The 15,097-nt window shown below is 34.2% G+C and carries 12 protein-coding genes; 5 read left to right on the top strand and 7 right to left on the bottom strand.

Annotated features, from left to right (window positions below; translation table 11 throughout):
• Window positions 1-56 precede the first annotated feature (56 nt).
• The 5 genes from I580_RS09595 to I580_RS09575 form a co-directional block, all read right to left on the bottom strand.
• The gene (locus tag I580_RS09595) at window positions 57-3,413 is read right to left on the bottom strand and encodes a M6 family metalloprotease domain-containing protein (RefSeq protein WP_010771774.1); all 3,357 of its coding nucleotides are present in this window, start codon (window positions 3,411-3,413) and stop codon (window positions 57-59) included.
• A gap of 424 nt (window positions 3,414-3,837) precedes the next feature.
• Window positions 3,838-4,182: a zinc ribbon domain-containing protein YjdM gene (locus I580_RS09590; RefSeq protein WP_010771773.1), complete on the bottom strand. Its 345-nt coding sequence runs from the start codon at window positions 4,180-4,182 to the stop codon at window positions 3,838-3,840.
• Between the two features lie 112 nt (window positions 4,183-4,294).
• Entirely contained in the window at window positions 4,295-5,134 is an 840-nt protein-coding gene (locus I580_RS09585; protein ID WP_010771772.1) for a histidine phosphatase family protein, read from the bottom strand.
• A gap of 203 nt (window positions 5,135-5,337) precedes the next feature.
• Complete coding sequence (locus I580_RS09580; RefSeq protein ID WP_010771771.1) at window positions 5,338-6,288, bottom strand: DHH family phosphoesterase; 951 nt, start codon at window positions 6,286-6,288, stop codon at window positions 5,338-5,340.
• Between the two features lie 11 nt (window positions 6,289-6,299).
• Window positions 6,300-7,622 (bottom strand): DRTGG domain-containing protein, encoded by a 1,323-nt coding sequence (locus I580_RS09575; protein WP_010771770.1) that lies wholly within the window; start codon window positions 7,620-7,622, stop codon window positions 6,300-6,302.
• A 492-nt stretch (window positions 7,623-8,114) separates the two neighbouring features.
• Here I580_RS09575 and I580_RS09570 point away from each other — a divergent pair, with 492 nt between their 5' ends.
• Window positions 8,115-9,551 carry an MFS transporter gene (locus tag I580_RS09570; RefSeq protein WP_010771769.1) on the top strand — a complete coding sequence of 479 codons (1,437 nt, stop codon included), beginning with the start codon at window positions 8,115-8,117 and terminating at the stop codon, window positions 9,549-9,551.
• 77 nt (window positions 9,552-9,628) lie between these two features.
• On the opposite strand, the gene I580_RS09565 is transcribed toward I580_RS09570, so the two are convergent.
• Complete coding sequence (locus tag I580_RS09565; protein ID WP_010771768.1) at window positions 9,629-10,012, bottom strand: phage holin family protein; 384 nt, start codon at window positions 10,010-10,012, stop codon at window positions 9,629-9,631.
• A 177-nt stretch (window positions 10,013-10,189) separates the two neighbouring features.
• Window positions 10,190-10,609, bottom strand: a complete 420-nt coding sequence (locus I580_RS09560; RefSeq protein ID WP_010771767.1) for an ArpU family phage packaging/lysis transcriptional regulator — start codon at window positions 10,607-10,609, stop codon at window positions 10,190-10,192.
• A gap of 328 nt (window positions 10,610-10,937) precedes the next feature.
• Between I580_RS09560 and I580_RS09555 the strand changes: the two genes are divergently transcribed.
• The 4 genes from I580_RS09555 to I580_RS17100 all read left to right on the top strand — a co-directional run bounded on the left by I580_RS09555 (window position 10,938) and on the right by I580_RS17100 (window position 15,047).
• Window positions 10,938-11,315 (top strand): helix-turn-helix domain-containing protein, encoded by a 378-nt coding sequence (locus I580_RS09555; RefSeq protein WP_010771766.1) that lies wholly within the window; start codon window positions 10,938-10,940, stop codon window positions 11,313-11,315.
• Window positions 11,316-11,322: 7 nt separating this feature from the next.
• Entirely contained in the window at window positions 11,323-12,000 is a 678-nt protein-coding gene (locus tag I580_RS09550) for an ImmA/IrrE family metallo-endopeptidase (RefSeq protein WP_010771765.1), read from the top strand.
• A gap of 283 nt (window positions 12,001-12,283) precedes the next feature.
• On the top strand, window positions 12,284-13,801 hold the full coding sequence (locus I580_RS16485; RefSeq protein ID WP_010771764.1) for a trypsin-like serine peptidase: 1,518 nt from the start codon (window positions 12,284-12,286) through the stop codon (window positions 13,799-13,801).
• A gap of 1,087 nt (window positions 13,802-14,888) precedes the next feature.
• Window positions 14,889-15,047 carry a hypothetical protein gene (locus I580_RS17100; RefSeq protein WP_010771762.1) on the top strand — a complete coding sequence of 53 codons (159 nt, stop codon included), beginning with the start codon at window positions 14,889-14,891 and terminating at the stop codon, window positions 15,045-15,047.
• The last annotated feature ends 50 nt before the right edge of the window (window positions 15,048-15,097 follow it).

The raw sequence follows: 15,097 nt of genomic DNA, 5'->3' as shown, positions 1-15,097 counted from the left end.
TCTTCAGATGTTTTTTCATTTCTATAAAAGAAGCTTATTAACGAACACCTAGCTTTTTAGTGTAAAAAGTAGAGATTTGGATTTTCAGCTTCTAAAGATGAATCATATCCTGGACGCAAATAAACACCTCTTGTATCAGCAAATAATTCCAACACTTGTTTTTCATCAAGAATACAATAGCCATAGTTAAAATACTTCAAATTCTTCATGAGACGGATAGTGTCAATATCATTGAAAAGTGTAAATTCAAGATTTAGTCTCTCAAGATTGGTTAATTTCCTTAGAAAACTACTATCTTGTGGTTTTTCTTCATCATAGAAATAAATCCCATGTAATTCTAGTTCTCTCAGCTTTGTAAGTTTAGCTAATGCACTTACATCTAATAGTTTAGCTTCTGAATTATCTATCGTTAAAGAAAGTTGTGTTAGGTTTGTTAATCCCCCCACTGCTGAATAATTATTCGCATCATCTACTCTTCCAACTATTAATTTTTCTAACGTATTCATAGTTTGTAAAAAAGTAAGATCTTTGATAACGTTGTTATCCCTAATTGTTAGTTTCTTCAAGTGTGATAGCTTAGATAGCGTCTCCCACTTCGCATCACTAGCTGATACTGTCAGTTCTTTCAAATTTTCTAACTGTGATAAAACGGAAAAATCTATTTTTTTATTCGAAGCCACAAAAGACAAAGCATATAGATTTCCCATGTTTTTAAAAATATCTAAAGATTCAGAACTAGTCAAATCACATTCTTTGATCGCTAACTTCTCAACTTTAGGCAACTGCTTCAAATACGTAACACTTTCTTCAGTGGATTCATTTACAGAAATCACTAGTTCTTTTAGATTAGGAATTGTTTGCAATTGTTGCAGTGCTTTCGTTCCAGTAAAATAGAAACTATCAATTTTTTCTAATTTTGTATTTTTTGCTAAGGTAGAAATGACTGATGCTTCAATCCAACCAGTGTCACTATGATCCTGTCCATTTGAAGAATAGTATTTAATTGCATTTAAGTTCGTCATTTTTTCTAGATAAGATGTATCCTTCTCATCAAGGGATTCGGCATACAGCGTCGTAATTTTAGATAAATCTAGATTAACTTTTGACAAAGTATTAGCAACTTCACTAACTCCTATACTATTTAGTTTTGGCAATTGGGTAATTAAAGAGATATTGTTAATCGTTTCGTATGAAAAATCATATGGTAGGATCAATTCTTCCAACCCGTTAAATAGTTCTATTCCTTTTAGATCTTTTATACGTTTGCTGTAACCAATTGGATAGTAAGGAAGAGCGTCATATTTGTAATCTGAGTCACTAATAGCTGAAATAGCTCGATCATATCTCATATCTAATTTTTTTACTTTGTTTAAACGTTTTTCAGTTATCTTATCTGTAAGGATCAAATCTAAATTGTACCCAACCATTTTAGCTAAATTCTGATCTTCAAACCACTCAGAAAGTGTTTTTTCTATGGTAACGTCAATTTTACAGCTAGCGCTTTTTCCACCATCTTTTGTCTCAACTGTGATTATCGCTTCACCTTTGGCTTTCGCTGTGACGGTCCCATTTTGATCAACTGTCGCTATCGCTTCATTCGAAGAACTCCAAATTACGTTCTTATTCGTTGCATTAGCAGGCGCAACTTCCGCTTTTAACTGTTGGGTTTCTCCCACTAACAACTCTTTATTTTCAGGGGTGATCACAACTCCTGTAACCGAAATTGGATCGTCTACAAACGAAACGCGCATGTTTTCACTTGGTTTAGACTCAACAACCATATTATAATATGCATAATCTCCACTCGCTACTTGAGTTGATGGGACTGTTGTTTTGTACATTGTATTTTGTTGTGGCTTATCATGGCCACCTTGTCCCTTATAATAGAAACCATCATAATTATTTGTAGCATAATATCTAGTTTCATTTAATTTTGAATAACCTAAAATTCCTTCATCCGCCTCTTTCATAGTCACAAGTTGAGAAGTAGGCGATGTATTGGTTGAGAACGCCTCATTGATATGATAAACTCCAATTCCACCTGAAGCAACAATTGGTTTAGTGCCATGTTCTTTAGAATAAATAACACTTTTCAAAGATGCATCAAACCCTACTAATTGTCGATTTTCAATTAAAAAATATTCTTGTGGATTCGCAGTATTCACACGATAAACGTTAAAATCAGGTGTGCTAATATGATTGACCGTAACGGTTTGTTCTTTCTCAACAACTTTAGGTTCAACAACGCCTAACATTACTTTAGAATAGGCATCGAGATGTGTTGGTGTTGCCCCAGCTTCTTCACCTTCAAGATACCCCCATGAACCACTAGCCATCAAACTATATTGTCCTAATCCATCTCCATTGGAAACCTCTACAAATTTACCATCATGTTCAATAATCGTTCTTTCAGAATTATACAAATCAGGTAGTCTTAAATCATGCCCAAACTCGTGTGCCACCAAGCCTAATTCTGACTGATACTCATATTGCTTAGCAGGATTACTATTTTTTTTGACCATAGTTTCGCCAAATAATGTATAGTTGTTTAATTTAATCCCATCAACTATCGGATAGCCAATTGGTCGTCCTTGAAAACTTCCTTTATGCCCCCAAACACTTTCAGTCATTTTTATACTTGACGCTTCGTAACCTGCAAAAATGCTCATTATATGCATTTCATTCTGTTCAATCATTCCATTTTTATTTTGGTCGTATTCTGTTATATCTACATAATCCTTCAATTTCTCTATCGCTTCTTTTAAAGCAGGTCTGGCTAAATCAAATTTGTTCCCAGCTTTCGGATGTTCTCTATCTAATTGTATTCGAACGATACCGTCTTGTTTTCCAGTCTTCTTTTTCACGGGTTTTAGATCAATTAGCTCTTTTGTGGCTTCTTTGTAGTAAGTAGATAAACTTTTTTCTGTTTGTGAGAACACTCGTTTTTCCCAATCAGCATCAGAATAGTTCAGTTTTACATCGCTAAATTCAACCAAAACAACTAAAAGTGGCTGCTCTTTATTCCATTTTTGAATTGTCTTTGCACTTCTTGCTGTTATTTCTTCCGATTTTTTTGGTTTTAATTTTCCAATGTCTTTACTGCCTAAAGCCTCAGAAGGGCGCTCATCAATCAGGTATTTATTCTTTGAGGGTGTTGTTTGTTTCGTTTCTTCATCAAACAAACTATAATACCAATATCCATCATTTGATAATTCAATCAAATCGCCTGTCTTATTTGCTAAAGTGTAGCTTAGGTATTCATCTCCAATAATTTGAGCCTCAAATTGCTGACCAGTTGGTTGTTTGTAACTACCAATTTCATTGTCCGCTGGACTCGCTTCTGAATGAATGCCTAATCCAAGTATTCCCCCTATCATACCTATTCCAACCCAAAATTTACTTCTCCATTTCATTTTGTGCAACTCCTTTATAATTTTACAAAGCTAAAATAACTTTGATTTCACAAAAATAATTAACTACACTAAAATAGTTTCGTATTTTCCTCTCACATACTTAAAACTTATGCATTTCGCTTTATTTAATTTAATTCTATATTAATATTTTAACAAAATCTACATAAAAATGTTATTTAATTTTAATGTGTTTTACATTTCGTTTTCTTATAAACAAAAGTTATTTTTCTTTTCATAAAATGCCGTTTCTTATTTATTTATCTAATCAAATTAATTTTTTAACATAACACTTATATGGATATCTGAGCAACATCAGACAAAAAAGCGAAAATTCATACTATTTTTCAAAAACATACAAAAAACCGAGTTATTAGATGTACAATCTAACGACTCGGTAATCATGCATAAAATAAATACTTTATTCTTAGTTTTTCTTCACGAACTCTGATTTCAACTTCATTGGACCAAATCCATCAACTTTACAATCAATATTATGGCCATCTGCCGCATCAACAACTAAACGAATGCCTTTGACTTTCGTTCCTTGTTTAATTGCACCACTTGCTCCTTTGACTTTTAAGTCTTTGATAACTGTAACGTTATCACCATCAGCTAACACATTGCCATTTGAATCCTTAATAACAGCTGCTGTCTCTTCTGTAGCATCTGCTTGTGACCATTCATGTGCACATTCAGGACAAATCATCATGCCACGATCCTCATAAGTATATGTTGAGCCACATTCAGGGCAACTTGGTAAATTTTCCATTTAAATTCTCCTTCGTTATCGTTCTCGTTTAAAGTGTTATCACTTCATTTTAGCGTACTTCTAAACGAAAGAAAAGAATTATTCTGTTTACAAATAGTAAAATTAATCTTATTTATTTACTTTCTTTCCCTTTTTCAACGTAAGAAAGATCATTTACGCTATCGATCGTGTATTTACCGTCTTTATAGGTTACTTTTGACACACTCGCATTTTTCAACCCTCCATCGGGTAAATCCGCATCTGCATCTAATTCACCTAATAACGTAATAATACTCATGCCATGAGAAACGACTAATACATTATGTGCACCTTCTTTTTCCGCATCTTTGACAAGATCATCTAGTCCATCAGTTAAGCGAGCAACAATTGTCTTGCTATCTTCTGCTGGCCAATTCACACCTTCTTCAACATTTTTCTTATCTAATTCTGATAATACATCAGCAAATTCAATGATTCCTTTATAGAAACCAACTTCTTTCATCCACTCATTGTATTGCTCATATGTTTTTCCTTGCTCTTTCGCTACGGCTGTTAACATTTCTTCATTCATAAGACCTTCATACGTACCAAAATTATATTCTCTTAGACGTTTATCTTTTGTCATTTCTTTCGTTAATTTTTCTTGACCGTTATTTTTCAATACTAATTCAGCTGTTTCGATTGCTCGTCCGCTATCGCTTGTTACTACTTTGTCAAATTTAACATCTGATAAGCCTTTACCTAATTGCTCCGCAACCTCAACGCCAGCTGGTGTCAAGGGAGCATCAATCCAACCTTGAGAACGATCAACGGTATTCAACATCGTTTTACCATGACGCGCTAGATAAATCACTACTTCTGAATTTTCTTTTGTATCAGCTTTCTTTTCTTCCTCTTTGGTGGTTCCATTGCTACACCCAGCTAAAACCATCAATAATAATACTGCACCAACAACCATTTTTTTCAATTTCATCACACTTTATCCTCCGGACTATTCCTTATTTTTAGTTAAACAATTTCTGGATGTTTTGGATCAGACAAAAAGAAAAAACCCAACTATACCAAATAAAATATATTTGGCACAATTAGGTTTAGCTTGTCATAAACAATCACTATCCGTTATTTAACTAATTTTAGTATAGCGGATGCCTTACCATTTGTAAAGGTTTTCACGGATTATTTTTTATACTTCTCACACAATTCTTGCATCTCACTGTAGATTTCATTCACTTCTTCTTGATTTTTTGCATTTGCGCCACTAGCTAAGGGATGTCCGCCACCATGATGCTTTTTAGCTAGCTCATTGATCACAGGTCCTTTCGAGCGCAAACGAACTCGATAATACCCTTCTGGCTGCTCAACAAAAATTCCCCATGCGATTACTTCGTCAATCACACCTGGTAAGGATACGATTGCCGCAGTTTCGGAATCTACAATTCCATATTCATCCAGTAAAGATTGAGGTAGCATAACTTTGGCAGCACCATGTTCATCTACTTCAATCGTTTGGTAAACATACCCAGCCAGTTTAGCAACATTCATTGGAATTTGTTCAAGTTCACGATTTAATTCAGCTGCATCAAAACGATACGTCATCAGTTCAGCTGCTACTTCTAAAGTATGCGGTGTCGTAGAAGGATATAAAAATCTCCCCGTATCTCCGATGATTCCAGCGTATAATAAACGAGCTGCTTTATCATTCATGACTAACTCGTCTTGATTAAGCATGTAAAAATCAGTGATCATTTCACTACAGCTGCTTGCCTTGGTATTGACCCAAACCAAATCGCCATATGGATCATCATTTGGATGGTGATCGATTTTAATCAATTCTGCTCCTAATTTATAACGATCGTCACTGATTCTAGGTGAATTAGCAGTATCCGTCACAATGACCAATGCTCCTTGATACATTTCATCGGATATCTCATCCATTTCAGCTAAAAATTCTAATCCTTCTACAGGTCCACCAGCTTGGTAAATCATTTTATCTGGAAAACTAGCTCTTACTATTTCTGCCAAACCAACTTGTGAGCCGATTGCATCTGGATCGGGTCTTTGATGACGGTGAATAATGACGGTTTGGTAGGCTTTGATTTTTGTTAAAATTTCTTTGATAACATCCATTGTAACTCCTCCTAAGTGCGTTCCATTACTTGACAAACAACGATTGCTTTAGCCACCAGCGCATTTTCCAAGTAGACTTCAATATCTAATTTAGCTGAACGACGACCGATTTCTAAAACTCTTGGTCGAATATCGAGCTCACTCTCTAATTGAATCAAACGCAGATAATGCAAACTCATTTGTTCGATCAAGACGTTTCTTCTTTGATTGGTGATCATCGTACGCTGTGTCACATTTGCAATAATTTCACTAAGTACCCCAAACGAAATCGTTCCAACACTATTGACCATTTGAGGTGCCACCGTAAATTTAAACTGAGAATCTGTTGTTTTACTATCTACTTCTATCGGCATTACTTCGCCTGAAATTTGATCAGAGATTGTATCCGCAATTTGCGGCTGTCGTTGAACCAACTGCATTGCCTTCATGACATCTTGCCTGGAGACAAAACCAACTAGAGATAGATCATCTTCAACAACGGGCATTACTTCCAAACCATCCCAAATCATTTGATGACTGACACTAGCTACACTCATCATTTTCTTGGCAACGATAGGATCTTTGGTCATCACTTTATCCATCGTCAAAGTTTCTGATTTGCCTAGAACATCTTTTGCTGTAACGATTCCAACTAAGCGCAAACTTTTATTGACTACTGGAAAACGTGAGTGGTGTGTTTTTTCAGATAGTTTTTGGTAATCAGCAATGGTGTTTGCAGAAAGTAGATAATTTGTTTTTTCTAATGTGGTATAGATGTCACTGACCAACATGATATCTTTTTTGATCAATTGATCACTCAGCGCACGATTGATCATCGTTGCCACTGTAAACGTATCATACGTCGTTCTTAAGACTGGCATCTCCAATTCATCCGCTAGTTCGGCTATTTCACTTTCGGTATCAAAACCACCGGTAATCAGTACTGCAGCGCCATTTTCTAAAGCTAACTTTTGAACACCTTGGCGGTTTCCGACAATCATCAATGAACCTGGGGTTATGTAACGTGTCATCGCTTTTTCTGTCATCGCACCGATCACAAACTTATTTAAAACCTTATCTAAACCTGCGGATCCGCCTAACACATCTCCTTCGATGATACGAACCACTTCTCCAAATGTCAGTTTTTCAATATGTTTTTTGAGTTTTCGTTCGATTCGAATCGTCCCCACTCGCTGAATCGTTGAAACCAAACCGATGTTTTCTGCATCTTTAATTGCTCGATAAGCTGTTCCTTCACTAACACCAAGATTTTTAGCGATGCTTCGAACTGAGATACGATCACCGATTGGTAAGCCTTCAATGTACTTTAATATTTGATCATGTTTCGTAGCCATAATATCCTCCTTGATTTAAAAGCGTAACAAAACAATGGTTTCTTTGAAAAATAAGGTAAAAAAAGGAACATGTTTCACCCTTCGTTTCTTTCTTATTTTAGAAAGGATTGATTTGTATAACTGACTAGCAACCTACGTTCTTAAGTATCTATATTTTTTCTCTGTTTAAGCTTGATCACAATATCTACAAAACAAATAAACTGTTTTAATTCACTAAAAATCAATACTAAGACAGATTTAACGATTCTATTGATTGACTTTACTTAAAAAGTATAACAAAAAATGACACATTTTAGTACAGTTATTCTCAATTTATTGTAACAGAAGTTAAAAATAAGTATGACTGATTTAGCTTGTATTTATGCTCAACTTAAAAAAACAAGTAAAGATTAGTCAAAAGAGATTCTCGCTAATTTTATTTTTTACACTGACTTTAAAAAAAAAAGGAGTATGATGATAGCGGACTAATTACACTTTTAAGGAGATGAAGATATGGAATCAGTGACTAGTTTTCAAGAAAATCCTATTGTTCAAAAAAATCGCTGGTGGATTTTGGTTTCCGTAGCTATGTTTACTTTTATGTCCACACTAGATGCCAGCATCGTCAATATAGCATTACCGACGATTTCAAAAGATATGAATGTACCAATGAATCAGTCAGAATGGATCGTCTCCATTTATTTGATGATTGTTTGTGCTTGTTTATTACTTTTTGGCAAAATCGGAGATAGTTTCGGCAAAATCAAAGTTTATCGTATTGGAACAATCATCTTCACGGTTGGATCGTTACTATGTGGGTTTAATCAATCATTAGGATTTTTGTTATTTGCCAGAATCATTCAAGGCATCGGCTCTAGTATGACAATGGCTACAAACTCAGGAATTATTACAGAAGTTTTTCCTTTTAAAGAACGAGGTCGTGCGCTAGGCTCAATTGGTGCTTTTGTTTCCCTTGGTTCAATTGCAGGACCTGGGATTGGTGGATTGATTCTTTCACAGTTCTCATGGCCTTATATTTTTTGGATCAATGTTCCTGTAGGAATCATTACGATTTTGATTGGGGAAAAATTTTTACCCAAAGATAGGATTAAAAGCGATAAAAAAGTTGATATGGTTGGCTTTAGTTTATTTGCTGTATTTATTATGTCTTTTTTCGGAGCAATTTTTATCGGTCAAGAAATTGGCTTCAATGCATTTTTGCCTTTCCTTTTATTTATTTTAGCTTTTGCTTCATTCCTTACTTTTATTAAAGTAGAAAAACATGTCAGTCAACCATTGATCACGTTTTCAATTTTTAAAAATAACATGTTTACCATGAGTTTGATCACCGCTGTTTTGATTTTTTCATCAAACTTTTTTGTTAATGTTGTAATCCCCTTTTACTTACAGAATGCTCGAGGTTTACCAGCCAGTAAAGCGGGTTTATTAATGATGGTGTTTCCTCTGCTAATGGTGATAGGTTCGCCAATCAGTGGTTTTTTAACAGATAAAATCGGCACGAAACTTTTGACGTTTTCTGGATTATTCTTATTGTCAGTGACCGCATTGATGTACATATTTTTAAATCAAGGAACACCACTTTGGTACTATATTTTAGCAACTGGTATTATGGGGTTAGGCAATGCATTGTTCCAGTCTCCTAACAATACAACTGTTATGAGCAGCGTTGCTAAAGAAGATCTCGGTGTAGCTGGAAGTATGAACTCTTTTGCTCGTAATCTAGGGATGGTGTTAGGGATCTCCTTAGCTACCACGATTTTATACAACGCAATGAGTGTCCTTTATGGTCAACGTGTAACGACATTCATCAGTGAACGACCTGATATTTTTATTTTTGGGATGAGAATTACCTTCTTGGGCTCTTTTATCTTGTGCATTACAGCGTTAAGCTTAACTTTATTTCGTTCATTGAAAACAAGAAGAAAATAACTAAAAAAAATGAAACTGTGACAGGAACTTCTGCTATCAGTTTCATTTTTTTTATAGAGTAGATGAGTCAACGTTCACTATTCATCTTCTTTTCCACTTTTGATACTTTTTATAAACTCTTCAAAGAGTTCTGTTCCAATTCCCATCTTTTTATAGTTTTCAAGAATTGATTTCAATTCCATCAATAGATAACCGACATACAGAACATAAATCAGTCCCACTCCTGCTCCACCGGGGATCAACGGCGCTAAAGGAATAAAAAACATCAATAACACCATACTTGCCACTTTTCGCAAAATTCCATTGATTCCAACTTTACTTAAAAAATCAATATTGGGGTTGATTTTTGCAGCTAGGCTCCCACTTAAAAAGTCGATGATCATCGCTACACAAATCAATGTTAAAACATAGATTGCTTTATGATCTGCATCCACTAAAAATCGATCTAAATACGCAAACATCTTCATAATTACCACCTTTTTTCTTTTTTCTTAATTGCTTAATGATTAATAATAAATCCGCTAGTTTAAACTACATGTCTTTTCTCTTTTTCTGTTGAACACTCTTTAACTACTGGATCAACTATAGTCTACTCTATTTTTAAGTTACGAAACTGCCGAATTTCTCCCATAAAAATGTCACTTCTCTATCAATAATTGTCCACTTTCATAAGCTTCTGCAAAACGAATCATGGCTTTATCTAACTCTCTGTAAAACTTGCTTTCACTCATATGATGTTTCATATAAATTGCGATATTTGTAGTAAAATCGCGATCTATATATTTGTCATATAATAATTGTCGGTCATAAGCATCCAATTGATTCATTGCATTTACTATCTTAATCAGTTCCATTTCAGCAAGCTGTTTTCGATCAACTAACTGACCTGTCCTGCGGGTAATTTCTGCTTCATCGTTATTTAGTTCAAATGTATAGGCTGTAGTTAATTTAGGGGCATGTTTTTCACCTGCAATCCGAACTAAAGTACGATAAGCATTTAACAAATCATGGACTTTTTTCTTTGTTTTCTTTCGATCAATTTCTGGAAATAATAGCATTGTACATCCTCTCCTTTTTTGTACATTCTTTAATCGTAAGCTGGTACTCTTTTTTTATTTACACCTTCTCTTTAGTAAATTAGCTAATATATAATAAAATCGTTGACTAAAATTAGCATTTACGCTATCATGAAAGTATAGTTAAATAAGCTCTCTTCTACCTTTGCCGCTTCTCCTTATTTGGAAATGGCTACTAGAATGGCTTGACTAACTATTTACTGATAAATTAGCTTATAAGAACATTTTAATAGCTTAAAAGCTAATTGTCAACTAAAAATAGCTTAAAAGCTAATGTTTTTTTCATTAAGCTTATGAAAGGTTGAAAAACATGAGTTTAACTTACAGAATTAAAGAACTGGCTGACAAGAAAAAAGTTACTTTTGCTGAAATCGAACGTAATACAGGTATTTCAAACGGACAAATTCGTCGCTGGGATACTTCTTCTCCTAAAATAGAAAATATTCAAAAAGTAGCGGATTATTTTGATGTTTCCACGGACTATTTATTAGGAAGATCTGAAATACCTACTATTACAGATGTTACTCAGGAAGAGAATTTATCTTCCCAAATTATGTTTCGGATGAATACTGATGGGTTATCTGAAAATGAAGTAGATGAATTAAAAGATGAAGTAGATCGTTTTCTTCGTTTTAGAAGATCTGAGATCGAACGTGAGCGAGAACTAAAACAAGACGACAAGGCGTGATTAATGGATGACAGAGCAAGTTGATGAATATCTTAGTTTTTCAGATAAAATAAACGATTATATCTCGGCATTGATGGTCGCAAATAATATCGGTTATGAAAATTATGACTGTTCCTATCTGTGGGATTTCGTAAAATCTAAGGGAGTTTCAATGCGCAGTTTTCCATTCGATGGCGTTGCAAGAGATCGTATTTCTGGTATGATCGTTAAAGACTCTTTAGAGACAACGATTGGCTATAATCAAAACATGAGTGAAAAAAGAAAAAACTTCACTATCAGTCATGAAATTACTCATTATTTGTTCCATATGACTGAAAGTGACACTATTTTTACTGATACAGATCGTAGTCTACAATATTCCTATAATGAAGTTTTACATGAATTCCAAGCAAATATTGGTGCTTCCGCGATTCTTGTACCTGATGTTGTTTTCTTTCGTTTTTTAAAGGAAGGCTGGAATTTATCCCAATTGTCCAATCAGTTTGGCATATCTGAAAGTGCCCTTTATGTTCGCTTGATTCATACAATGCAGGCTAATTTTGGTGTTTCTTATATTGCAGCTAAAACCAATGCAGATGCTATTCGATATAAGTTTGGCGGTAAAGGACAACAAGCAGCTATTGAGCTGGGAACTAATTTGGAAGCACGATTGTTTCGAACGAATCGGTTTATTGAGGCCTTGTGATTTTCAACTGGAAAATACGAGGATGGGACAGAAGCGTTTAATCCCGAGAAATAAGAAGAAATTCACGAAATTTGCTCTTCAAATTTTTGTGAGTTTCAGCTTATTTCCGAAAGGATTGCATCTGCTTCCACCATTTATTCGTATTTAGGGTGTGGGACAAAAGTGATTTTTACTTTTGTCCCACACCCTTTTTCAATGTTCATATCAATAATCACATGACTAAAGTTGGAAAACATTTCATATATATGATAATATATTACTAACTTTAAAAAAGGAGATTGTTATGAAAAATAATTTATTATTAACATTAGGAGTATTATTAGGAATTGGTATGATTAGTAACACTCAGCAGGTCTCTGCTCATGATTTAGACACCGTAAATTCTGATGGTTCTATTCTCCCTTATGAAACTATTTTAAAATCAATACCAACCGAATTAGAACCTTTCGATGGAAAAAAAGAGCTACTGGAAAGTTTTACATCACTTCCAGATAACGCTTTGGAATTTGAAATAGATGATCAAAAAAACGCCAATCCATATCTGATACATGGACCAGATAATAGAACAGTCGTCTCAGATACCACAGGAAACCCTTACAGAAGGATAGCTCTTGTGTTAGCTACTTTTCCAAATGGTTTGACTTACCGAGGCAGCGGAAATCTAATTTCTCAAAATGTTTTACTTACTGCTGGACATGTCATTTACTCAAAAAATGACGGTGGTTGGGCAACAAAGGTTTCTGTTTTTCCTGGCTATGATGGAATAAATAATAGAGCACCTTATGGAGAAATTAGCTCCGTAGGATTAAGTACTACATCTGGTTGGGTTAACTCGAGAGATGCAGACTCAGATATTGGTATCATTAGATTAAACAAAAATATTGGACTTACAACTGGATGGTTTGGATTAACAAAATCCACAATGGGGTCTATAACGTTGTCAGGCTATCATGGTGACTTTAATGATTATAAAATGCGAACTGAATCAGGGAGTATTGGCAATCTAAGTGCTACAAGAATTTATTATACTTTGGATAATACTGGTGGTTCAAGTGGTAGTGCAATTTATAACACCAATAATCGTATCGTCGGTGTGAATGCATACAGTTCTTCTCCAATGAATTATGCTGTTAGAATCAATACAGAGAAGTATAATTTAATTCAGAACTGGATTGGTAGTAATACAAAAGATCCCAATGATGAAATAAAATTCATTACAAATGAACCTTACATGGATCAACGCCATAATCATAATCCAATTGAAACTGGTAAAAATTTAAGAAAAGTAACGATAAACGATATTCCACATGAACAGATGGCTAAAGGTATGGCTGAGTTTACTCGCCAAAATACGTGGGATATGTTAACAAATGGAAATGTGTTTCTAATTGAGTATCCTGATAGGTTAATGATGAAAGTTGTGGGCATAAAACATGAATGGACAAGCTACATGATGTCTGAATCTTTAAGACTTACTAGAGGACAGGTATTAAATTATCAAGAATTCAACGTTAGAAAAGTAACACAAGCTGATGGTAAATACGATTGGATTGAAATTGACAACCTGCCCAAAGATTGGCAAGCAATCAGTAATAGACTAAGAAAAAATTTACGAGAAAAATATGCACAAAAGTTCTTATCTACTAGAGTGTCCTACGGAAAACAAAGTAACGGGAAATTTTATTTAGATGTGATAAACATTGAAAGTCTCGATCGTGCAAATGAACTTTCTACTCGCTTAAATAGGTGGTTTCCAGGGGCTACAAACGAATATACAACACCCAAAATCACCATGCAATAATTGAAAGAAAGTGGGACATAGTCAGAGAAAATCTGATTATATCCCACTTTTTGACTAGTGCTGGAGTGGCTATTCTTGGTATTCTTTTTCATTTGTTGATATTGAACTAAAAACAGATAGTTCGTTTTTATTTATAACTTTTACTAACTATACTTAATGTTTTATCTGGACCGACCCTAGCTCAAAAAAATCACTTATTAAAAGAACTTTAGAGCTCAACCACAAAAAAAGAATACCACTCTTAAATAGTCGTTTCTTTTTCACAAACAAATCATTTACCAAAAATATAGTCTCTATTTTACTATGGTTGCAATATATCAAACTAATTAATTAAGCAACGTTCAAACGACCTGTCTGTCAATCTTTGATACACTTGAATTTTTTATTCAACTGCGAAAATTTCATGGTAAAACATTTTTTAACAAGCAACTAAACAAACGTAAACTCATTACTAAACATATCTAAAAGCCGTCATACTTATCTTTTGAAAGCATAAAAAACCACCACGACCGTCGTCTGTGGTGGAAATGAAGGTTGTTATTTACTCTTGGTAGTTATTCCCTAACCTATTATAACGATGTAAAATGCCGTCAAATAAGGATTTTTATATTTTACTCTGCTTCGAATAACATCATATTAACCGCGGAGTGTGGAAAATTCTGTGGTTAATTTTTTAATTTTATAATCATAAGGTGAAGTATCTTGTTGTGGACAACCAGAACAATTGTTCGTATAATGTTTTCAAGGTGATGATAATGAGATATGTAAAAACTGTATATCTTAATGAGTACATACGACCAGCGCAATACTTTTACTCGTTACACCTGGTCCCGTTCCGCAAAGTAAGCTCAAAAAGAGTTAATATAGAGGGAACTGTATATAATTTTTGGTCAATCCCTAAAATAAAAAAGCGAGATTATTTACTCGCATTTCCACTAGAAAAAATAGATCATTTTATTGTTTTAGAGTATACAGATCCATATCAGTATTTAACTTTACCAACTAATAAAGTATACAAGAGGACTGACTTCAAAATGAAAAAAAGACGAGTTGAATACATCTATGATGATTGGGAGCGTGCAGATTAGTGAATTTAATCGAGGAATATGAAAATGGTCTTCTAACCTATCAAGAATTCCAACAGTTCATCTGGGGGTGTGGCCAACGATTGATTAACGACGTTGGGTTGGATAAGTTTGTTTTTTACTTAAATGCTGAGGAAGATGAATTTTTTGAAGAAGAATAGTTTTATAGGTATTGTTGATAAGATTAGAGTTATTAAATTGATATAAAAAA

Origin of the sequence: Enterococcus caccae ATCC BAA-1240 (assembly GCF_000407145.1) — a bacterium.
GTDB classification, from domain to species: domain Bacteria; phylum Bacillota; class Bacilli; order Lactobacillales; family Enterococcaceae; genus Enterococcus_L; species Enterococcus_L caccae.
Note: the sequence above shows the minus strand (reverse complement) of the source record. Positions and strands in the feature narration are given on the sequence as shown.